At 67.7% G+C, this 19,660-nt stretch carries 22 protein-coding genes; 8 read left to right on the forward strand and 14 right to left on the reverse strand.

Going from position 1 to position 19,660, the window contains the following annotated elements:
* Positions 1–45 precede the first annotated feature (45 nt).
* The 6 genes from BLQ63_RS15350 to fxlM all read right to left on the reverse strand — a co-directional run bounded on the left by BLQ63_RS15350 (position 46) and on the right by fxlM (position 7,784).
* A complete protein-coding gene (locus BLQ63_RS15350; RefSeq protein ID WP_091036722.1) occupies positions 46–1,134 on the reverse strand; it encodes a hypothetical protein in 1,089 nt (362 codons plus the stop codon).
* Positions 1,127–2,011 carry a thiopeptide-type bacteriocin biosynthesis protein gene (locus tag BLQ63_RS15355; RefSeq protein WP_091036725.1) on the reverse strand — a complete coding sequence of 295 codons (885 nt, stop codon included), beginning with the start codon at positions 2,009–2,011 and terminating at the stop codon, positions 1,127–1,129. The genes BLQ63_RS15350 and BLQ63_RS15355 overlap by 8 nt, the downstream gene beginning before the upstream one ends.
* Entirely contained in the window at positions 2,011–3,234 is a 1,224-nt protein-coding gene (locus tag BLQ63_RS15360; RefSeq protein ID WP_091036727.1) for a lanthionine synthetase C family protein, read from the reverse strand. The genes BLQ63_RS15355 and BLQ63_RS15360 overlap by 1 nt, the downstream gene beginning before the upstream one ends.
* Positions 3,231–6,269, reverse strand: a complete 3,039-nt coding sequence (locus BLQ63_RS15365) for a lantibiotic dehydratase (RefSeq protein ID WP_091036731.1) — start codon at positions 6,267–6,269, stop codon at positions 3,231–3,233. The genes BLQ63_RS15360 and BLQ63_RS15365 overlap by 4 nt, the downstream gene beginning before the upstream one ends.
* Positions 6,270–6,345: 76 nt before the next feature.
* The gene (locus tag BLQ63_RS15370) at positions 6,346–6,504 is read right to left on the reverse strand and encodes an FxLD family lanthipeptide (protein WP_091036733.1); all 159 of its coding nucleotides are present in this window, start codon (positions 6,502–6,504) and stop codon (positions 6,346–6,348) included.
* Between the two features lie 26 nt (positions 6,505–6,530).
* On the reverse strand, positions 6,531–7,784 hold the full coding sequence (gene fxlM / locus BLQ63_RS15375; protein ID WP_091036736.1) for a methyltransferase, FxLD system: 1,254 nt from the start codon (positions 7,782–7,784) through the stop codon (positions 6,531–6,533).
* Between the two features lie 271 nt (positions 7,785–8,055).
* Between fxlM and BLQ63_RS15380 the strand changes: the two genes are divergently transcribed.
* Positions 8,056–9,237, forward strand: a complete 1,182-nt coding sequence (locus BLQ63_RS15380) for a helix-turn-helix domain-containing protein (protein ID WP_177154953.1) — start codon at positions 8,056–8,058, stop codon at positions 9,235–9,237.
* 50 nt (positions 9,238–9,287) lie between these two features.
* Here the strand turns inward: BLQ63_RS15380 and BLQ63_RS15385 are convergent, their stop codons facing one another.
* The 7 genes from BLQ63_RS15385 to BLQ63_RS15410 form a co-directional block, all read right to left on the reverse strand.
* A complete protein-coding gene (locus BLQ63_RS15385) occupies positions 9,288–10,157 on the reverse strand; it encodes an alpha/beta fold hydrolase (protein WP_177154954.1) in 870 nt (289 codons plus the stop codon).
* Positions 10,154–10,768, reverse strand: a complete 615-nt coding sequence (locus BLQ63_RS15390) for a hypothetical protein (RefSeq protein WP_143014925.1) — start codon at positions 10,766–10,768, stop codon at positions 10,154–10,156. The genes BLQ63_RS15385 and BLQ63_RS15390 overlap by 4 nt, the downstream gene beginning before the upstream one ends.
* Positions 10,765–11,133, reverse strand: coding sequence for a hypothetical protein (locus BLQ63_RS15395; RefSeq protein ID WP_091036753.1), 369 nt, complete (start codon positions 11,131–11,133; stop codon positions 10,765–10,767). Before BLQ63_RS15395 ends, BLQ63_RS15390 begins: the two co-directional genes overlap by 4 nt.
* Complete coding sequence (locus BLQ63_RS15400; protein ID WP_091036755.1) at positions 11,130–11,483, reverse strand: hypothetical protein; 354 nt, start codon at positions 11,481–11,483, stop codon at positions 11,130–11,132. The genes BLQ63_RS15395 and BLQ63_RS15400 overlap by 4 nt, the downstream gene beginning before the upstream one ends.
* Positions 11,484–11,748: 265 nt before the next feature.
* The gene (locus BLQ63_RS15405; RefSeq protein WP_143014926.1) at positions 11,749–12,015 is read right to left on the reverse strand and encodes a hypothetical protein; all 267 of its coding nucleotides are present in this window, start codon (positions 12,013–12,015) and stop codon (positions 11,749–11,751) included.
* 406 nt (positions 12,016–12,421) lie between these two features.
* On the reverse strand, positions 12,422–12,739 hold the full coding sequence (locus BLQ63_RS27900) for a hypothetical protein (protein WP_143014927.1): 318 nt from the start codon (positions 12,737–12,739) through the stop codon (positions 12,422–12,424).
* Positions 12,740–13,037: 298 nt separating this feature from the next.
* Positions 13,038–13,343: a DUF397 domain-containing protein gene (locus BLQ63_RS15410; RefSeq protein WP_218125288.1), complete on the reverse strand. Its 306-nt coding sequence runs from the start codon at positions 13,341–13,343 to the stop codon at positions 13,038–13,040.
* A gap of 261 nt (positions 13,344–13,604) precedes the next feature.
* On the opposite strand from BLQ63_RS15410, the gene BLQ63_RS15415 reads away from it, so the two are divergent.
* The 4 genes from BLQ63_RS15415 to BLQ63_RS15430 all read left to right on the forward strand — a co-directional run bounded on the left by BLQ63_RS15415 (position 13,605) and on the right by BLQ63_RS15430 (position 16,731).
* A complete protein-coding gene (locus BLQ63_RS15415; protein ID WP_091036766.1) occupies positions 13,605–14,462 on the forward strand; it encodes a hypothetical protein in 858 nt (285 codons plus the stop codon).
* 93 nt (positions 14,463–14,555) lie between these two features.
* On the forward strand, positions 14,556–15,182 hold the full coding sequence (locus BLQ63_RS15420) for a hypothetical protein (RefSeq protein WP_143014928.1): 627 nt from the start codon (positions 14,556–14,558) through the stop codon (positions 15,180–15,182).
* Positions 15,183–15,220: 38 nt separating this feature from the next.
* On the forward strand, positions 15,221–15,883 hold the full coding sequence (locus BLQ63_RS15425) for a hypothetical protein (protein ID WP_091036772.1): 663 nt from the start codon (positions 15,221–15,223) through the stop codon (positions 15,881–15,883).
* A gap of 86 nt (positions 15,884–15,969) precedes the next feature.
* Positions 15,970–16,731, forward strand: a complete 762-nt coding sequence (locus BLQ63_RS15430; RefSeq protein WP_143014929.1) for a hypothetical protein — start codon at positions 15,970–15,972, stop codon at positions 16,729–16,731.
* 63 nt (positions 16,732–16,794) lie between these two features.
* Here BLQ63_RS15430 and BLQ63_RS15435 read toward each other — a convergent pair whose 3' ends face one another.
* Entirely contained in the window at positions 16,795–17,223 is a 429-nt protein-coding gene (locus tag BLQ63_RS15435) for a hypothetical protein (RefSeq protein ID WP_143014930.1), read from the reverse strand.
* Between BLQ63_RS15435 and BLQ63_RS15440 the strand changes: the two genes are divergently transcribed.
* The 3 genes from BLQ63_RS15440 to BLQ63_RS15450 all read left to right on the forward strand — a co-directional run bounded on the left by BLQ63_RS15440 (position 17,201) and on the right by BLQ63_RS15450 (position 18,882).
* The gene (locus BLQ63_RS15440; RefSeq protein WP_091036785.1) at positions 17,201–17,749 is read left to right on the forward strand and encodes a hypothetical protein; all 549 of its coding nucleotides are present in this window, start codon (positions 17,201–17,203) and stop codon (positions 17,747–17,749) included. The two genes, BLQ63_RS15435 and BLQ63_RS15440, sit on opposite strands and share 23 nt — an antisense overlap.
* Before the next feature lie 110 nt (positions 17,750–17,859).
* Positions 17,860–18,144, forward strand: a complete 285-nt coding sequence (locus BLQ63_RS15445) for a hypothetical protein (RefSeq protein ID WP_143014931.1) — start codon at positions 17,860–17,862, stop codon at positions 18,142–18,144.
* Positions 18,145–18,240: 96 nt separating this feature from the next.
* A complete protein-coding gene (locus BLQ63_RS15450; RefSeq protein WP_091036790.1) occupies positions 18,241–18,882 on the forward strand; it encodes a hypothetical protein in 642 nt (213 codons plus the stop codon).
* Positions 18,883–19,660: the final 778 nt, after the last annotated feature.

Genomic DNA, 19,660 nt, shown 5'->3' on the forward strand with positions numbered 1-19,660 from the left:
TCGAGAGTCTGGGTTCCGGCAGGTAGAAACAGGTGCCGCACTTCTCTAGTGCTCAGCAAGGTCTCGGGAAAGCTGCGCAACGGCAACATCGGCAATCAACTCCAACCTCTCCCGCAATGCAGGTTCAGCGCCCTGTTCTAGTCCGGATCTATGCAGCACCTCAGCGAGATGAGCTGCACCTGCGGGGTCGATTGACCTCCGGAACGTCGGACTTGAGAGAAGGTCTCGCGCAGCGTATGCGTCCCCGTCGCGCATCGCGATCGGCCCGAATGTCGCTGCCAGCTCCGACGCTGCGCGGCCGAGACACGCAAGTTCGAGGACACTCAACCCGAGCCGGACCTGGAAGAGCTGTTGCTCCTGCGGCAGCGCCAAACCCACGATCTGGTCGATGAGGAGCCTGGATTTTGCGTCCGGCGAGTCACGGAGCGCGGCGCTACTGCACATCTCGAAGTATGTGATCAAGGCTTCTTCCCATGGTTCGATCACCTCGGTGCTTGCGATGAGTGCCTGCGTAGCGTCGGTCTCGTCGGCCGCGATGGTGGCGATGATCGCGGTTTGGCGGCCGTCAAGAAGTCGATTGCCGATACCGCTGCACCGTTCGGCGGCTTGCCGTGCCTCGGTCCACCGTCCTGCACGTGTCAACGCCCGGGCGCCGTCGGACAGGAACGCGATCCATAGCTTCTCCTGCATCGCATTGCGTCCATGACGGTCTACAGCCATGGCAGCCACGTCGACTTCACGCTGGTCGATCCACGTGGAAATGTGATCGGTTGCAGCGGTCAGCGCCTGGTCGAGAATATGGTGCGCGCGGTCGCCGTCGCCCTCTCGAGTGGCGAGCCGGGCGAGATTGATTATCGGCTCCATCGCCAGCACCGCACGCTCGGCGTTGAGCGGTGCGTGCTTGGCGAAGACCAAGAACTGGTTCCAGCACAAGTCACGTGCGAGATCGTGGGCACCGATGTCACTGGTTATCAGTGCGGTCAGGTTGAGGGCCGCGGCGGCTTCGGTGGCGTTCCGGGCACGTTCGGCCATGGTCGAGACGGCGGCTATGCGCTTGTCGAGGGGTGCGCAAAGCGGTCTGGCCCTGGGTACGAGGGGGAACCAGGTCGCGAGCGCCTTCGGGAGCTCAGGCATCGGGTTGGTTCCTTTCGGGCCGGCTTTGCCGGGTAGGTGCATGGGTCCGGGGGCTGGTGAAAACAGCGTCGCGCGCGGCCCGGGCGAGCGCCTGTTGATCGGGGATGGCAAGCCCGATTCGGTTCCAGGCGAAAAGAATGTGGTGGGCGAGGACGTCGCGGAGACCGCGTTCGAGGTGTCCTCGGTCGGCAAGGGAGCGCAGGGCAATGCCGGCGCTGCGGTACTCGGTGAGGGCTCCGGTGGCGTTGTAGGCAAGGGGGTCGGGGAGGCGGGTGAGGGTGGCGTCGGGGTCAGCGGTGAGCAGGTGCCAGGCAGTCTCGGCGGCCGAGTCAGGGTCAGCGGGCAAGTGCGGGTCGGTGCCGCGGATGTTCGCGAGGCGGGCCCAGATGTCGCCATGTTCGTACCATTCCTGGCCGGCGGCGCGGGTCATGGCGGTGCACAGCAGCAGCGAAAGCTCCCGTCGGCGATCGGTGCCGTGAGTGAGGTGCTGGTGAGTGAGGTACTCACCGACGAAGCCCGAGTCGTGGTTGAACAGGCGGTGTGCGATATCCATCGCCTGAAGCCCGCCGAAGGCCGCGACCTCGGGTTCGTATATCTGGTGGGTGACCTCGGCGAGGTAGGACCGGGATTGGGGCCCGCTAAGGATCTCGGTGACGAGGGCGCGAGCCCGCTCGGGTTCGACGCCCAGGGCTGCACGGTAGCGCAGTCGCCACCAAGGCGTCTTGCGGACGAAGAACCAGCCGCCGAGAACGTTGTCCTCGATGCCCGACCAGATGGCGGGCCAGAGGATGTCGGCGCAGTAGCGTTCGGCGCGAGTCGGATCGACCAGGCGCACGTTGGTCTGAAGCCAGATGGCGGTCGGAGGTTGGCGGTCCATCAGCGGAGTACTTTCGGTGCGGCCAGTCCGAGGGCGGCGTCCCAGATGCTCTCGTCGGTGATCCGGGGACCAGCGGCTTGGAGGGTGAAGGCGAGTCCGACTTCGCCATCGAGGAACCCGTGCTCGGGGACGGGGCGGGCGGCCAGGTGCACCTCGAGATCGGCGAGCGCCGTGGTGAAGCGGTCGCCAGAAGCGTCTTCGGCGACGCGCTGGGTGATGCGGTAGAGCCCGGCGGTGCCGTGGCACAGACCGCCTTCGACCAGCAGGCTGGTCTGGTCGGCGTCATTCAGGCAGCGGGCCAGGGCGCCTTCGGCGGCGGCCTGACGGGCGGGGTCGTCGAGGGCGATGGCGGCCAGTTGGAGGGCGCGGACGATGCCGGGGGTGCCGTAGCACCAGCTCGGGCGTCCCGGGCGGGGTTGAGAGGCGCGGCCCCGGTCGAGATCCTCGCGTGTGAGCCATTGGGGCCACCAGCCGGCCTCGTGCTGCCAGGTGTCGTAGAAGCGGCAGATCCACTCGATCGCGTCGCGCTGGCCGGGGACGCGCAGGTTCGCGTTGTAGGCCAGGGCGAGGGCCGTCAAGGGTCCGGGGATGCCGTGTGCGGCACCCATGTTGAGGTGCCCGCCGGGGAACTCGGGCGACTGCTTGAGGAAGGGGTCGTGGTCAGCCCACCAGCCCGGCATCCACGTTCGGCCGATACGGATCGGTTTGGTCAGGGTGACCAGGAAGGTGAGGACGTCGCCGGTGAGGTCGCTGCCAGGCTCGGTGGCGAGCAGGTAGGTGGCGAGGCCACTGAGTCCCGATAGTTGGCTGTACTCGGCAAATCCGGTGGGGCGCTGGTGGTGGAGGCGTTCGCGCGCCAATGCGAGTCGTCCGGTGGTGATGGCCTGGACTTGTTCGTGGAGGCGAGCGCGCAGATGGTCGTAGCGGGATGGGGCATCGGTGGCGTGGAGGACGAACGCAATCGCGGGGGCCCCGTTGAAAAGATTGGTAGCGGTGGTGCTGTTGACATTCGGGTGGGCGACGGCGCGCAGCCAGGCGCGGGCGGTGGCGGCATCCCCGAGCCCGAGGCGGATGCGTTCGAAGTGCAGCAGCACGCCGCCGAGGGCCCCTGCACCCAGCGATTGCGCGCCGATATTCGGACGGAACCCGGCGGTCCCCGGCTTCGTCAGTCGATGAGCGATCCGCTCGGCCGCGGCGGTCCCAGCGTTGGTGGTGCTGTTCATGATGGGCTCCTTCGGTTGCGGGAGTGCCAAGCGAGCGCGGCGGTGCGGGCGAGTTTGAGGGCAGCCTGCTCGCTGCCGGGGTCGATGCCCACGGCCCGGATGTGGTGGAGGTGCAGCAGCGCGGAGAGCACCGGATCGGTCGGATGCTCGGCAGCGGCGAGCGCGGACCGGTAGCGGCCGACCGCGCCAGCCCGCCGCGTCCAGGCGTCGACCACGGCCGAGCCGGAGGGTGAGTCGGTCAGAAGCGTTCGCCCTGATGCATGGGGGTCGAGGAGGCCGGCGAGGGCGGTGACTGCGGTACGGTCCAATGGTGGGCCGGTGCGGTCGACGTGTTCGAGGAGCCAGCGCATCCCGGCGTCAACGGAGCCGGTGAAGGCAACCGTCAGGTCGATGAGGCTGGCTGCGAGCAGCGGCTGCGCCAGCTTAACCGCGGCGGCGGTGTGGCGGAGTTGGGCGAGTGCGGTGATCGAGTCGGCGGCGAAGGACTCCTCGGCGGCGGCCATCGCCGGGCCGTGCCCGTACCGGCCGGTCTCGGGGATGTAGGTGTCGAGCTGGAGGCCGCCGATCAGGCTGCGCTGCCGCAGATCTTGGGCCCAGGCGCCGAGGTGCTCGGTGGCGGCCCCGTATCCGGTGGCCGGAGTCAGGCGGAAGCGCACGCGCAGGTGTGGGAGGGGGTCGAGGTAGCGGATGAACCACCAGTCCAGTCCGGTCTCGGCGGCGAATCGGGCCACGTGGTCGGTGAGGAGGCTACTCATCCGTTCAGGGTGGGTGTAGACCTTGGCGTAGAGCCAGGTTCCCGTTCCGGGCAGGTGCTCATCCTTCATCGTGAAGGGCTGCGGAAGTCTCGGTGCGCACTCGCGCTGGGATGCCGGCGTGGTGGTGGCGAGGGGAAGAGTGATCTCGTGGGCCCGCCCGTCGATCCAGCCGAAGTCCTCTCGGCTGGGGGCCTCGCGCACGATGACCAATGGGTGCCGGTCGAGTTCGCGGCGCAGCAGGGCCTGGTGCGCGGGGTCGGTGGTGTTGATGCGGATGCGGACGTCGCTCTCACCCAGATACACCAGGTCCGGTATCTGGAGCTCCCCGCGGAGCTCCTGCCACGCCGCTTTCCACTCGGGCCAGGGCCGCTCTCGGTCGGGAAGCTGCTCGGCGCGGATCTTCCAACGGGCGGTGACGAGGATGGAGCGTCCCAGCCGGATCTGGGGAAGAACAGGCAGAGCGCTCGCGGTTCCCCAGTCGAACTTCGTGTAGACCGAGGCGCGGGCACGCGACAGCTCGGCGAGGAAGCGCTGAACCGGGTGCATCCTGGAAATCGGCTCAACGGCGTTGGGCACCATCGGCTCGACGATCGAACCGTCGGTGAGGTCGATGAAGAACAGGCGCACGGTGTCGGCTGAGACGGCGAGGTCGTCCAGATTGACAGGGTTCGCGCTCGGCGGCGGGTATTCCCCAAGCGCCAGGAACTCGCCGATGACCTGCGGAACACGTGCAACGTTCTCGGTCGAGGTGAACAAGGGCGGCGCTGACACCTGCACGCGCCTTGCGCTCGCAATCGTGGTCGGCAGGTGCTCCCAGACCTGAACGATGCGGTCGCGGTCTGCCTGGTCGAGCAGGTGCAGGACCCGGCCTTCGGTGGTGCCGACGGCGCGGCTGGCGCCTTCGATGCTGAGCGTGAACCGTCCAGCGGCAACCGATTCGAGGTCGGCGGCGCGCAAGTGAAAGGTGATGCCGACATGCGGTGGCGGGGTGATCGTCTCGGTGGCGATCTGGTCGAGAGCACCGTCGGCCAGGTCGATCTCGCGGCCCGTGCGGATTGCCTCGGTCGCGAGAGCGATCAGCGCCCGGTCGCGGTCGGTCAATACCGTCACCGGTTGCGGGAGCAACGAATCGCGGAACCCCGCTGGAAAGCCTTGTCCTGCAACCGGATCGATCACCTCTCTTACCGGTACCGCCGCGCCCAGGCCGTAGCGTTCGAGGAACCGGTGGTGGTAGTCCGCCCACGCCCCGAACCCACTTGGGAAGGGGGTCAGGCGCAGTAGGGCGTCGGCCGCGTGTTCGGCCTCGGCAATCACGTCCGGCGGCAGTGCCACGTTCAGGTCCAAGGCGAGATCGACCGCTAGTGCCGGACGGTCACCTTCCTGGCCGACGATGCGAGTGGCTTCGCGGAGGGTCGCGCGCTGTTCGGCGTCCCCTCGGGCCGCGGCGACGGCTTGAAGGGCCTGCTGTCCGTCGCAGAGCATCTGTTGTCGGATTTCGTGACCGGATTGAGCTAGCTCATCAGCGATGAAACCGAGCGGATCGGTCTCGCTCATCGGCGGTTGCAGCCGAGTCAGAAGCACCCCTTGGCCGACCAGTGCCCGCAGCATGGCCTCGACCGTCGTTTCCGGGGTGGTCGGGAACTCGGCGGTGAGCTTCGCGGCCAGGTCGGCGTACCGGATCGGAGCAGACGCGAGCCGTTGAACCGCCGCGGTGGCCGGGGTGTGGCGCAGTGAGACGGCGGCCGAGCCGAGTTCGTTGTGTTCGGCTTGGCCCAGCACCACCAGGCGTCCGCCTTGAGCTGAGGCGAGATTGTTGAACAGGACCGTCATGTCACGGAGAAGGCTGTGCAAAATCGGGATGGTCGCTCGGCGCAGCCGCAGCGCTTCCGGTCGTGCGAGGGCGCGATGCTGCGCACCGCTCACCACCTCCGGCGAATCAGCGAAGCGGACCGGGGCGACCCCGGCGAATAGTCCGAACGGTGTTGCGCGTGATTCGAAGCGCAGGTCGTAGCGCAAGATGGCGAATGCAACCCGCCGGATCTGCGCGGCATCGACCACCCGACCGGCCAGGACCGCTTCGATCCGTTCCGCGAGCGCGGGCGAGGCGGTCTCGATCGCCTCGGCGAATGCGGCGTCGCACCAGGCCAACCTGATCCATTCGCGCTGCGCCGCAGCCGAGGTGTCGTCAGTGCGGTCGGGTGTGGGCAGGGGCGGGAGCGGTGAGGCGCCCGCGCGGGCGGTCGCACGGATGAGGCCAGCGTCGAGAGCTCGGAACATCATGCTGCTCCTTGGAAGCGAGGTCGGGGCGGGGTGGGCCGGTACCGACAGGGAGGCTGCGGTACCGGCCCGGTGTGCGCTAGGGGCAGGAGTTGCAGGCGCTCTGGCAGGTCTGCCCGCAGTTGTCGCCGGTGTCGTAGAGGATCGTCTGGAGGTCACCGGACTCGATGAACTGGATGTCGAGTTCGAAGGCGTCGTCGTCGGCCTCGACGATGGGCGGCTGTGTCTGGGTGCTCATGTCACTTCCTTGTTCTCGGTTTGCGGTTACTGCACCTGGTCCGTGCGACCGGGGATCGGGGACCAGGAGACGGTGATGCGGCTGTGCCGCTTCTCGGCGACCAGGCCCGACGGCAGGTCGCCGTCGGGGGCGGTCTTGGGGTGGACCTCGACATGCGGGCCGGGCCCGCGGCGCTGGTCGCGGTCCCAGCTGCGGGTGTGCTGCACGATGCGATCGGCGAGTTCTCTGGCGTTGGGGCCGTGGGCGAGGGCCCCGAACTCGAAGACGGTGCGGTCCTCATCGAGTGGTCGCAAGGTGAGGTAGGCGAGGGAGTCACGGTCCCAGATGGCCGCCATGCCCCAGCGCAACGAGAGCTTCACCAGCTCCGAGGCAAGGCCAGCGTCGGTGGCGGTGAGGTACCCGAAGGTGGGGGCGACGGTGGCAAGCCACAGGTCGAGGTCGTCCCACGGCTCCATTCCACCGACCTGGACGCCCGACCACGCCTCGTGGCGCGGCTGCTCCAGCGCCCGCCGCAGCGCGAGGACTTCGACCGGCTGGCGGTCGTCGATCCCCAGCGCGATGTCCTCCTTGTACAGGGCGACCTGCCGGAGTCGGTTCTCCCCGACGCCCTGCATGGGAACGAATCCGCACAGTTCGATGTCGGTGGACACCAGCCGGTTGCCTTCGCGTTTGAACACGAAGCTGCGTTCGAGGCCGCGAATGCGCAACGGGACGATCAATCGGCCGTCCTCGGTGAGCTGATCGATCCACGCCGGGGGGATGTCCGGGGCGCCGACGGTGACCAGGATGCGGTCGAACGGCCCGTACTGCTCGGCGCCGAACTCGCCATCGGCCTGCACGACGGTGACCACGTCGTCGTATCCGGCGTCGATCAGGCCCTGTTCGGCGCGTTCGATGACGTCAGGGTCGATGTCGAGCGTGACGACCGTGCCGGTAGGGCCGACGAGTTCGGCGATCAGGGCCGCGTTGTAGCCACCGCTGCCGATTTCCAGCACCTTCATACCGGGACGGAGCTGCGCCTGCTGGAGCATCGCCGCCTGGAGCCAGGGCGCCGACACTGAGCTGATCGACACGCCGTGCGCATCGCGCTGCATGATCGGCGAGGTGTTGGCGTACGCCTCCTCCAGCGTCAGTCCGGGCGTGAAGGCGTGCCGCGGCACCGTCCGCACCGCCTCGAGGATCGCGTCGTCGACCGACCGGCCCACCTCGGAGCGGCTCTGGACGATCACGTCGGCCAGGCGGCGTCGCAGCCTTGGCGCTTCGGTCTCTTCATCGGTCATTGTGGGTTCGGTGCTCACAGTTCCTCCAGTTGCTGGTGGTCATCGGTCGTTCTGGGATCATGCATTCCTGGGCGAGCCCGCGGCGGGAAGCGCTACCGCTCACCTCTTATTAAGGGGGCACTGCGGTGCGGAGGCGAGAGCATCGCCCGCGCGCTCTCCGCCCGGAAGGCGCGCATTTCCCGCGCATCCCATGCACGACAGGGCCAGGACGCGCGTTCGGGCCGAGACCGGGATAAACTGGAAGATCATCCGCACCCCCGGAGACACCGCCATGACGCGACGACGCAGACGCCTGCAACAGCGCCGCAAGGAGATCGGGCTCAGCCAGGAACAGCTCGCCGCCGCCTGCGGCGTCAGCGACTCGACGGTGCGCCGCTGGGAATCCGGAGAGACGGAGCCACAGCCGCGCCAACGGCGCCTGCTCGCCCTTGCCCTCGACCTCTCCCCGACCGAGCTGACCCGCCTGCTCGACGCCGACGACCTCTCGCTGGATCGTGCAGTGGGCCGGTTTGCGGGATATGATCCGACGCCTATGGACTCCGAGCCCGGAACCGACGCCGTCCGCGACGCCCTGGAGTGGATTCTCGACCCGACCGGGCCGCTCCACTCCCTCGCCGCTGCACCCGGACGCACCCGCCGCGTCGGCACCGCTCTGATCGACCAAGTTGCCGACCGGATCATCCGATTCAGGCGCGCTGACGACACCGTGGCGGCCCGTCGCTTGCTCCCCGAAGTCGTCGGCGAGGTCCACCGCGTCGAGACCGTCCTGTCTCATCACTCTTACAACGACGCCACCGGGCGCCGCCTGCACGGGATGCTCGCCGAACTCCACCAGCTCGCCGGGTGGATGGCGATCGACCTGGGCCGCGTAACTCGCGGCGAGGAGTTCTACGCCGCCGGAGCTGCCGCGGCCCGCTCCGCCGGCGACAGTGCACTCGTCGCACAGCTCTTGTCGTGCAACGCCTACCAGCGCACCAGCCGCGGCAAGGACGCACTGCTGCTGGCCCGTGCTGCGCTCCACGGCGGCAGCTCGGCCCTGACCCCCCTCGGGCGTATCCTGCTGATCGAACGCATCGCCTGGGCCGCCGCCAACACAGGGCACGACGACCTCGCCCGGTCGGCCCTGCACGAGGTCGACGACACTTACGCGCTTGTGGGAGACGAACCGGAGCCGGACTGGGTGTATTGGCTCGACCGCAACGAGAGCGATGTCATGGCTGCCCGCTGCCTCCTCATTCTCGGCGATCCCGACCACGCCGCCGCACTTCTTCGCCCCGCGATCGACCGCTACCCGGCCAGTCACCGGCGCGAGAAGGCGCTTTACCTCTCGTGGCTCGCCGAGTCCTACACCGCCACAGGCGAACAGGATGCCGCGACAGCGGTCATCGGCGAGATCGAAGACCTCGAGGTTGACTCCGCCCGCCTCCAAAGCCGCCTTGCACTCCTGCAATAGACCTCGGGCCGTATTGACGACGCCGCCTGCACGCCGCTGAGCCAAGATGTTCATATGGTGCCCGTCCCAGCGCTGTCGATGGCGATGCGGATCGCGTGAGCGAGCGCGATGGGGTTGCCGTTCATGGCGAAGTGCCCGACAATCGGGATTTCGTGGACGCGCGCCTCGGCCAGCCAGAGCCGCAGGTGCATGGGGAACCCGGATCGCTCGCCCCACAGGTACGTGCGGTGGCGTAGCTCCATCCACCGGGACGTGAGGCCCCCGGACTCGCACCACGACACCAGCGACCTCGCCGCCTCCCAAAGGCCACCAGGATCAGCGCGTTCGAACCACGCCCCCCAGATCCGCTCGTCAGGGTCACCTGAGGCACACAGCCCATCGCGCAGCTGGGCGAACCCGATCTGGACGAACGCCTCCCGGGTCTGACCTGCGATCGAGCGGGAGATAAGCGAACAGTCCTCGCCAACGAGATTGCCCTCCAGCGAGACCAGAGCGCCGACCGGGAGTCCCGGCGCGGCCAAGAGCGCCACAGCGGCGCCCATCGAATGCGCGACAAGGTGAACGGCGCCCGGGTCAAGCTGCTCAACCAGCGCGGTGACGAGGTCGGCGTAGAAGGCGAGCGCATCGCCGCCGGTGTCGACGCGCGCGGAGGCACCGTGGCCGGGCAGGTCGATCGCCAACCACCGCCGGTGGTTGTCACCGGTATAGACCGGGTCCCAGCACTCACGCGCGCAACCCAGACCGTGTAGCAGGAGCACCAGCTCGCCCCCAGTGTGCTCATTCTCGGAGACGGCGATCCGGACCGGTCTGCCGCGCACCATCACCGTCATGTGTCCGCGCCGGGGCAGTCCGGTGAGCCGGGCCTGATGATCGTCCACAGTGCTGTTCCGATCGCGCTTGGTGGTGTCGGGTTCGGTCACGGGAGCCATCCGAAGGCGTCGGTCACCGTGGTCGGATCGGCGGTCTGCGCCCGGAAGGCGGCTGTGATGGCGGGTCCGAGGTGGGGCGCGGCGGCGGTCGCGAGCGCAATCAGGCCCAGGCCCGTGGTGAGGCCGAGGAGGCGTCTCGGGCGGTTCGGCCGATGCCTTGCCGAGTTCGGGCGCCGGTTCCCATCGATGTGGGCGATGCCATGCGGCAGAGCGCGCAGCAGGGATACGAGGGTGCCGAGAAGCTTCCGCGGGTAAGGACAGTGCCGCTCAGCCGCGAGGGTATAGACCACGTGCGCGACCACATCACGGTCGTCCGGATCGAGCGCGAACACCGCAGGACGGCCCATGTACGACCACCGGGCGTCCAACAGGCGCAGCGCTTTTGCCCACTCGCGCAGTTCCACCTCGCCGAGGCGGCCGGCCCGGTGGTCCTCGATGACGGCGAGCAGGTGCGCGCGGCCGAGCACAACCGCCAAACCGCCGCGAGGCCGTTCCTCCCGGAACGCTCGCGCGGCCTTGATCGTTGCTGCGATGGGCTCATGGCGTTCGACCAGGGCCGTCATCACCCGCTGCCCACGGCTGGGTACCGCTCCTGCGCTCATGACCGCTCCCCACTGACAAGGGCGGCGGTGACGAGCGGGCCTGCGACGTGTTCACAACTTCGGGCGCGTGAGCTATTCAAGACGCGGATCGTTTCGCCGTACAGGATCGTGGAGAACGCGGTCCCCGACTCGATCCCGCCCGCACTCGTCCACGCCATGCTCGGCGACATCCCGGTGCCGAGCACGTTGGCGTGGTCGATGTGGAGGACGCGAACCGGCTCGTCGGCGATCACCGCGTACACGTCGACCATGGTCGGCCGCACCCTGTCGTCACCGAGGACGAAGAACTCCATGAGGCGGCCGAGCACGAACTCACCGAGCGGCACATCGACCTCAACCGAGCCCTCGGGCTCCTCCTCGCTCATCGCGTACCGGCTATCGCCAGCACCCGCGTGCCGCGCTCGCACGCGTAGTAGACCTGGAAGACCCGCTCCAGGAAGTCACTCTTCCACTCCTCCGAGAACGAGCCCCACTTGCCGGGCCAGTCCGCGGACATGCTGGAAGTGCGAAGGCCGGTGATGACCAGGGCCCAGTCGTCCCGGTCCATATCGAGTGCGTGCACCCGAATCGTGGTCGGGTCGCTGGTCGCCGTCCGCACCGAGAACCAGTCGATGCCGTCGGTGAATCGGCCGTGCTCCAACTCGATCACCTCCCCGCCCGGCCTGTCCTGCGGGTTGCGAGCGAGCGGACGACGTTCCGTGGTCTGATTGCTCATGGGTCCTCCCGAGGCCCGATCATCGGTCTAACTTGATGCGCGGTTGGCGCGCTTGGAACCACCCGAAGGCATAGCCGCCAAGGAACGATTTGGAGGCTCGAAGACGCTCTTCGTAGACAACCGCGAGCCGGGTGTAGATGTCCTCGGCACGCAGGTCGACGACTGCACACCGCTTGCGCGGCATCTGATCGAGAGCAAAGCGGCGGCCCCACCGTGGGGCACAGCGTGAACTCTCCGGCGACGACCGTCTCTTGCGCGGGCACCGTCATGCGATCCCCTCCGATTCCAGGAGCGTCGCCAGGATGGTGAGGAACTGTCTCCCGGCCTCGGGCGCGCCGATCCGGGCGAGGAAGCGCGCGTTCAAGGTCCGGTCGAGCCCGAACTGAACCGGGCCGAGATCGACCGGCTTGTCCTGGCCGAGCGGCATCGCCTTGCACCAGAACAGGTGATAGCCGGTTCGCTTCACGTGGACGGAGGTCACGGCGGCGCCCCGAACGCCGCGTAGGTCGACTGTGCGTTCGAAGTCCTTCACGAGCTGACCCCCGCCGTAGCCGCGCGCGCAGGGGCCTGCGGCTGATGCTGATCCGGCGCCTCCCAAGGGACCCGAGTCCGGACGCCCCCACCTAGGCGTCCGGACCCACTGGGGCCAGGCTTTTGTATATCGATTTCCTGCCAGTTCGAATCGCTGCTCATGAACCTGCGACCTCCACGCTCACCAGACGCCGTGAAGCTGCTCGAACCTGCCGCCGCAAGCGCCGACCGACCCAGCAACCCCGCTTCCAGCGATGCGCGATGGCAGTGCGGCAGGGGCCGCATTCGAGCAGGTGGTGCACGTGCTGCGTCCGAGCGGCATCGACACCACCATCGGGTCGGCTTGCGATCGACATGCTCATCCTTTCGCGCTGGTCGGTCAGGTCATCGGTGAGTAGCGATACCGCTCACTCCTGCTTCTGCCCGTCGATGACGGAAGACATCTCGGTGTCCGCGGCCAGTGCATCGTCGAGTACTTCCGATGCCGACTTGGTGACCGTGTCCTTCCATCGACTGCGGTTGGTTTGCCACAGTGGACGGAATCTGATGGTCCTGCTTGCAGGGTCGACGGGGTCGAGGATTTCGGCAACTACCGGTCCTTCGGTATGGTTGAGCAACACATGGGCGCGCACACCCTGTTTGGTTGCTTTCACAACCATCGGATGCCCTTCGGGCGATAGGAACTCTCCGTACACGCGGTCGCGTTCGAGTCGTCTGGCCGACAATCTCCTCACCTTCAACCCTCAATGCACAGTCCCTTGTAAACAACATCGGATTTCCGCTTCTAACACCACGATAGGACAGCAATAGACCAGCCTCAAGCTGGAGTTTTGCGGGAATGTCGCGCCTTGCTACCGTGCCGGGGCATGAGGTTGCGCCAAAATGGCGCCTCCTGTTGTCGCGCATTTATGCGCGAGAATGCGTCTAGTGAAACGGCAACGGGCACCGTGTCTATTTAAGAGCGCGCTTACGCAAGACTAGACAGACCGGAGTACGTTGCACTCCACCAAAAGCGGGGCTCGCCTATCGTTGGTTGGTGCGACGCTCATCTTCCTGGAGGACCGCGAGATCGAGCTCCCCGTCATGGACGCCAGCCACGAAGGCGTCCCACGCTTCCGCGGTGTAGATGCAGATGGTGCCATCGGGGTCACCGGCTCGGCGGATGGCGACCAGTCCGTTGTCAGCGAAGCCGATCTCTAGCTCGCCCGCGCTTTCGTCGTCGGTGTCAGGCCGCACCCATCGCCCCGAACTCACGTCAAAGGCGCCCTTAAGCGGATGTTCCCGCATTTCGCCTGTCACCACTTCACCACCGGTCACGTCGATCGGCACATCGCGCCAACGATACCGAAGACCCTTCACACTAGAGCGAGCTGGTGTGAAGCGCCATCTCGGCACCGGAGCACCTGGTCGCGGACTCGGATTGCCGCCGCCAGGGTACCCGGCGGCCGGTCAGGGGCCGCTCCGCTCGCGCGGACCGCTCCTTCGTCGCCGGCCTTCGCGCGTCCCCTTCCCTCCTCCGCCGGGTGGGCGGCCGGGTCAATCCGGCCGCGACCGATCAACGATTCGCGGCCCCGACCCGAGGAGGGGCCCATGTCCACCTACACCGACGCCGAGCTGCGACAGCTCACGATCACCCTCGCAGATGCGCTCTGCGAACACCTCGCCGGCAACTGGCGCCGAACCGAGTCTCCCCCGGCCCACGCCGCGCTCACGCGGGAAGGCTGCGAACTGCATCTGTGGGGATACGAGCAGCGGGGCATCGCACACCTGACCGTCCAGGCGCAGCTTCCCGAGGGATGGGGTGCGGTCGAGAGCGTCACGCCGCCGGAGTTCGCCCTCCGTGCCGACCGTGATACCGAGTCCATCGCGATCGACATCGCCCGGCTCGTCCTGCCCCTCCATGCCGAAGCGGCCGAGCGCGTCGACACGGCCCTGAAGACCGAAGCGCGGCGCCAGGCAGTGTCAGGGTCGGTCACCGATCACTTCCTGGAGCGCATGCCCGGGGCCGTACCCGATCCCCACCGCCCCGGCATCGCCGTCTCCAGCGCCGGACCGGCACCGTTCACCTCGACCCTCCTCGTCCGCCAGGACGGAGCGACGGCGGACCTGCACCTGCGGGACCTGCCGGTCGAGTTCGTGCGCGGCCTGGTCGATCTCACCGCCAGCCTGCTGGTCGGCGAGCCGGAACCACCGGCTGCGGCGGATCAAGCTGTTGACGCACTTGCCGACGCCATCACCGCGTTCGCCTCGGCCCGCAAGGGCATTGGGCTGGTCACCCTGCTGCACGAGACCACGTTGAACATCCAGATCCTCAGCCGCATCGCCTCCAAGCAACTGCCCTCACCGGAGGATCGTGACCGTCTCGAGGAACTAGCCGACGAGCTCGTCGACGAGCTGCGCCGCCTCTACCGGCAGCACCGCGACAACGACCAGTCCCCCGCGGCCTGACGCTCCGATCGCCCGGCACGTTCGCGCCCGCGGCCGCGAGGCGCTGCGAACCGGTTCCACCCGAATCCAATTTCGACTCATCTGGAGTTCGTCATGCCCTTCCCGTCTTCTCACCTATCCGAGCAACAGCGCGAGCACGCCGTTCGCATCGCCGCAGCGCTCGCCGCGCATCTGCCCGGTGCATGGGTCCGGTACGACCCGAACGAGCATCTGGTGCAGATCGCCTCCCGCGACCGTCGCCTGACCGTGCGGGCGGTGGCCATCGGCACCCGGTACCGCATCGCGATCACCGCGGACCTGCCCGAGGGCTACGCCGCCTGCACCGACCTGAAGCCCGAGACGACCACGGTCGCCGCCGACCGGCCGGGCCGCGCCATCGCCGCCCAGGTGGAGCGGCGCCTGCTCACCGCCGCCTACGACGAGGCGATCGGGGAGGTCACCGCCGCCGTCGCGAAGGCGGCGCGACGCAAGAACGCGCGGGAAGCGCTGCTGACCGAACTCGAAGCGCTGATCCCCGGCGCGGCACCGTATGCGCACGACACCGAGTGCACCACGCACTTCACGGGCCCCGAAGACCTGCACGGCTCCATCCGCGTCCACACCGATGCCCAGACCGCCACCATGCGACTCGACTGGGTCCCGGCACGTCTCGCCCGCGACCTCGCCGCGCTCATCGGCCGGCACCGCACCAGCCCCGCCACCGTCGACGCGGCGCTGTGAAGCCCTGTTCTCTCCACGATTTCTCGGAGGTGCCCGTCATGGGCGAACGATCGATCACCAAGCTCACCATCGGCACCGAGACCAGGCGCCTGTACCTGCACTGGGGCTCCCCGGAGTTCCAGGTAGTGAACTTCGCCGACTTCACCTACTGGACCTGGTCGACCTCGAGGCCATGGGACTTCGCGACCTGGGACGAATTCCTCGCCGGCATCGGCGACCGGCTCCTACCCGATGAGGAGAGCGACGGCATACACGGCGACCTGGAGCACTACTACCGCATCACCATCGGCACGGACGGCACGCTCTCCTACACCTACCGGCACCGCCGCTTGGAGCACGGTGGCTGGCAGGACTGGCAGACGCAGCTCGAAGCCCATTCGCGGCTCGAGCTGTACCAGGCTGCCGCCGACCAGCTCGCCACCCGCCGGGCTTGGACCGAACGCGAAGCCCGGCAGCGCCCGGATGACACCTACCTCCAAGGGCACCTGCACCGCATCGGCATCTTGTCCGAGACCGCGCGGTTGTGGACCGACATCGAGCAGATCGACCGCGTCGCCGCCTCGGCCTCGCTCACCTCATTCCACGACGGCCACGCCTGCGGCCTCGACCAGCCGTGCTCGTTTTGGCGCGAGACCTTTGGGGAGGTGTGGACCCACTGGAACGACCCGAACGCGCCCGCCGACCCCGACTCAACCACCTGACCCCACCGAGCCGATCGGGCCGGCCAGCATCCCGCTGGTCGGCCCGTCGCCGTTCCCGTCCCGAATCCCGAATGGAGCTTCACACCATGTCCAGTCACCGCTTCGCCGAAGGCGAAATCGTCAAGGCCCGCCCACACCTCCTGGCCCCGCGCACGCCCTCGGACTCCCGGCCGTTCGCCTGGCCGTTCTACTACCCCGCCCGCATCACCAGCCTGTTCGGCGACGACGGCGCGATCCTGGAGTTCCTTGAGCACCAGCACAGCGCCGACGCCTGGGAGCAGGTCATCACCCCCTGGTCCCGCGAGCAGGGCTACTCGGTCAAGTCGCTGCACGCCCTCGACTGCGACTGCGGCACTTGCGATCCCAATGAATCGCTGCGCGATCCCCACGCCCTGATCGACCAGCTTATGGCCGACCTCGACGGCCTCGGCGAGCGCCGCGCCGAGCACACCTCCCGCGCCCTCCGAGACTGCCGCTTCCCCGGCGCCCTCCACTTCGTCTCTGCCGGAGACCTCGCCCGGGGCGACTTCCTGCTGTTCCCCCAACAGCACGTCCACGCCGCCCGCGAGGTCCGCGGGGACGTCCACTTGACGTTCTGCCACGGCACCTTCGTCACCGGACCCCGGACCCGGTACCTGATCCACCGGCCCGCGGCCTCCGCGCCGGTCTGCGACCCACGATCTACCTCCTTCGACCCGCGCTACACCGCGGTACTCACTCCCTCCGCGCCGACGCTCCTGGAGCAGGCCGCCCTCGGCTGCCTCGCCGACCTCGGCCTCTCCGAGTCCACAAGCAACGACGCGGATTCTCCCGTCGTGACCGGAGCGGGGGCCTGCCGTGGCAAGTGACCTCGAATGCCCGGTCCCCGGGTGCGGCAAGCCCGTCATCGTCTACGTCCGCAGCACTGGCGCCTACCCAGAGAACAGCACCCTCGTGTCTCGAAGCTCAGCCGGATTCCGTATGCGCTCGTGCGCCGTCCACGAGCAAGAATTCATGGAGGGACTGGGCGATGCCATCGACTGGGCAATCATCACTCGCCCTGGCCCTCCCAGAACCGTGATCGTCGGGAAGCAGGCCCGCTCATGACCTGCCAGCCGCTGATCGATTTCGGGTTCGACCTCGACACTTTGCGCGTTGACGCCGCCGAGACTGTCCGGGCGCTGTGCGGCCGGTTCGAGCCCGAGCACGCCGCCGGCCTGCACCTCCTGCTCAACGCCGGTGAGTTCGTGCAGCGCACCGTCATCGGACCGCCCGAAGCCGACCCCCGCCCCCCACCTGGCCGGTCTCGCGCGGGTCCTGCCCGAAGCCTGCATCGAGGTGTTCGAGTTCAGCGAGGTCACCGACCTTGCCTCCCGGCTCTCCGCGCTCGGTTGGCGGATGGCCGCGACCGAGGTGTGGGACGACTCCGACGAGGACACCTTTGCCGACGCCGGCCGCACCGTCCTCGCCGTCGCCGTCGCCGTCGCCCGGACCTTCCGCGTCAGCGTCAGCGTCAGCGCCACCGCACCCGACGAGCGTCTGCCGCGGACCGCGCTCATCGAGCGCGGCCAGTATCTCGCCTGCGCCACCGGCGAGAAGCTGCACTTCACCGACGCGCTGTGCCGCCTCCCGCTCACCTGCGACGCCGACGCCCTCGACCTGAACGGCTTCCGGGAGTTCGCTATCGGCGACCACCTCGCCGCGGCCTGCACCGCTTGCGCAGCACATTGGACCGTCGATCTTGCAGGCGACTTCCATGCCCTTGCCGCAGGTGCCACCGAAACGTCCTGGAGCTTCGACGACGCCGAGGACCTCGACCATGTCACGGGAACGATCGCCTGCGTGCGTCGAGTCTGCAAGGGCCGCATCGCCTTCGACTTCGAGTGAGGACGCTTGAGCACTCGTTTGTCGGCCGAGCGACAGCACTCCAAGGCGAGTGGCGGTTGACAGGGCTGCCGAAGAGATCGGTAATGGAGGTCATGACGAGCTTGACGCACATGATCGAGGTCACCGCAGGTCCTGTCGCGCAATGGTTCCGCACGACCTTCCCCAATACCAGGCCGTTGCTGGCCGAGATCCGCGCCGGGGCCGGGAAGCCGACGATCGTGCCCGCCGAGCGGATCGCCTACGCGACGCAGGGCGCGGCGATCGACTGGTGGCTGCGGTACGTCGCCGACACCGACAGCCTCCCCAAGCTGGGGCTGGCTCGCGCCGGATACGATGCCCCGCAAGGCCTTCCGGCCTACAATGCCGCGGGACCCCTCCTTTCCGCCGCCGCCTGAACCAGGCCCGCGGGGCGGCTGCCGGACTTCGAGGACGAGGTTCAGGCCTGCGCGTGCTTCGTACTCGCACTGCTCACCGAATGCTTCCGGGCCGGCGTGCGCCCCGGCTCGCGCCTCCTGGAACTCACCCCCGGGGCGGGGCCGCAAGCGCTCCTGGACCTGGCGACAGAGGTCGAGGTCGCAGACCTGATCGCGTTGCGCGACTCAGCGGTCGAGGTGTTCGTGCCCCACCTGCCGCCCGGCCCGGTCATCGCCGGTCCGACCTTCGACGGCTCGCGGCTCCTGCCCGCTGACGCCGACCTCATCGCCGGCGACTGCCTCATCGAGTGCAAGGCCACCATCGGCGGCCCACCGCGCAAAGACGGCACCCGAGCCTTCAAGTTCGACCGCAACGACCTGTTCCAGGTCCTCGGCTACGCCCTCATGGACTTCTCCGACACCTACGCGATCCGCCCCATCGGCCTGTACGCGCCTCGGTTCGCCTCGTTCCAGACCTGGCCGCTGGCCCAGATCCTCGACGAGCCGCAGGCAAGTCCATGGACCTCACCCGGGCCCGCGGCGAGTTCGAGCAGGTGCTGCGCACCGACCTCCCACCGTTTCTTGCCCAGACCTTCGACATCGCCTGACCGGGTCGCCGTTCAATGCAACGCGAATCTGGAGCATGCCAGGTTAGCGCTCTTTGAGCTGGCCGCACTAGGCAGCCTCGCAGCCCCCTGTCTTGCACCGGCAAGGTCCTGAACCTAATCATTGATGGGCTGGGGTTGAGCGCGCCGGCAAGTTGCAAACTGGCGCCTCCAAGACGCGTTAACTCCAGGAGTTCGATTCACGAACTAGGGGACCATGAATGGGGGAAATCCGTCCCTACCGACGTTTGTGAGGCGCAACACAATAAAGAATGTGGTAGACAACGTTCGAAGGGCCGGACCCTGCCACACCTTGCTCGTGCAGCAGGAGTCCGACCCAGCGTTTGAGCTGCGGCAGTGTTACGTAATGGTCGTGCCGCCGCAGCCGGTCCGGAGGTCAGGGCTCCAGTCCGCATAGCGGATCAGAGTTCCTGACCTCCGCTCACCATTGAGTGCAGAATGCTCGCCACGGTCAGAGCCACCAGCGCCGCAACATACATCGGCTGACTTGCAGCGGACGCCAAGACTCCAGACACCGTCGCGGCTCCGCAAATCAAGGCCCACCTCAACGGAAGCCCAGTCTCTCCGCCTGAGGCTTCCGGCGGTTGGTCAACACCCATCGAACCACTTCCCTTCACCAGCAATCACCGTCCGGTCGAGAACCGGAGACACGGCCATGAATCGCTCTGAGGCATGTGTAATCCAGCGTCCCGACACGTCTCGGCAACCTCAAGCCAACCAGTGGGGTAGCCCACAATTCCCACTCAGGTTCGATCGAATTGTGCGCATATACGGGCCTTTGCACCAGCTGAGGACCCTCGTCTTCCACTGCGGCAAGTCGGTGATGTTGTCGAGATTGCGCTCAGAGCTGCCCACGCACACCCCAAATTCCG

Origin of the sequence: Glycomyces harbinensis (assembly GCF_900101745.1) — a bacterium.
GTDB lineage: Bacteria > Actinomycetota > Actinomycetes > Mycobacteriales > Micromonosporaceae > Glycomyces > Glycomyces harbinensis.

Excerpts from the sequence above, each read along its gene's own strand:
- BLQ63_RS15350 (WP_091036722.1), bottom strand. The coding sequence starts at position 1,134 with ATGCCTGAGCTCCCGAAGGCGCTCGCGACCTGGTTCCCCCTCGTACCC.
- BLQ63_RS15355 (WP_091036725.1), bottom strand. The coding sequence starts at position 2,011 with ATGGACCGCCAACCTCCGACCGCCATCTGGCTTCAGACCAACGTGCGC.
- BLQ63_RS15360 (WP_091036727.1), bottom strand. The coding sequence starts at position 3,234 with ATGAACAGCACCACCAACGCTGGGACCGCCGCGGCCGAGCGGATCGCT.
- BLQ63_RS15365 (WP_091036731.1), bottom strand. The coding sequence starts at position 6,269 with ATGATGTTCCGAGCTCTCGACGCTGGCCTCATCCGTGCGACCGCCCGC.
- BLQ63_RS15370 (WP_091036733.1), bottom strand. The coding sequence starts at position 6,504 with ATGAGCACCCAGACACAGCCGCCCATCGTCGAGGCCGACGACGACGCC.
- fxlM (WP_091036736.1), bottom strand. The coding sequence starts at position 7,784 with ATGACCGATGAAGAGACCGAAGCGCCAAGGCTGCGACGCCGCCTGGCC.
- BLQ63_RS15380 (WP_177154953.1), top strand. The coding sequence starts at position 8,056 with ATGACGCGACGACGCAGACGCCTGCAACAGCGCCGCAAGGAGATCGGG.
- BLQ63_RS15390 (WP_143014925.1), bottom strand. The coding sequence starts at position 10,768 with ATGAGCGCAGGAGCGGTACCCAGCCGTGGGCAGCGGGTGATGACGGCC.
- BLQ63_RS15395 (WP_091036753.1), bottom strand. The coding sequence starts at position 11,133 with ATGAGCGAGGAGGAGCCCGAGGGCTCGGTTGAGGTCGATGTGCCGCTC.
- BLQ63_RS15400 (WP_091036755.1), bottom strand. The coding sequence starts at position 11,483 with ATGAGCAATCAGACCACGGAACGTCGTCCGCTCGCTCGCAACCCGCAG.
- BLQ63_RS15415 (WP_091036766.1), top strand. The coding sequence starts at position 13,605 with ATGTCCACCTACACCGACGCCGAGCTGCGACAGCTCACGATCACCCTC.
- BLQ63_RS15420 (WP_143014928.1), top strand. The coding sequence starts at position 14,556 with ATGCCCTTCCCGTCTTCTCACCTATCCGAGCAACAGCGCGAGCACGCC.
- BLQ63_RS15425 (WP_091036772.1), top strand. The coding sequence starts at position 15,221 with ATGGGCGAACGATCGATCACCAAGCTCACCATCGGCACCGAGACCAGG.
- BLQ63_RS15430 (WP_143014929.1), top strand. The coding sequence starts at position 15,970 with ATGTCCAGTCACCGCTTCGCCGAAGGCGAAATCGTCAAGGCCCGCCCA.
- BLQ63_RS15445 (WP_143014931.1), top strand. The coding sequence starts at position 17,860 with ATGATCGAGGTCACCGCAGGTCCTGTCGCGCAATGGTTCCGCACGACC.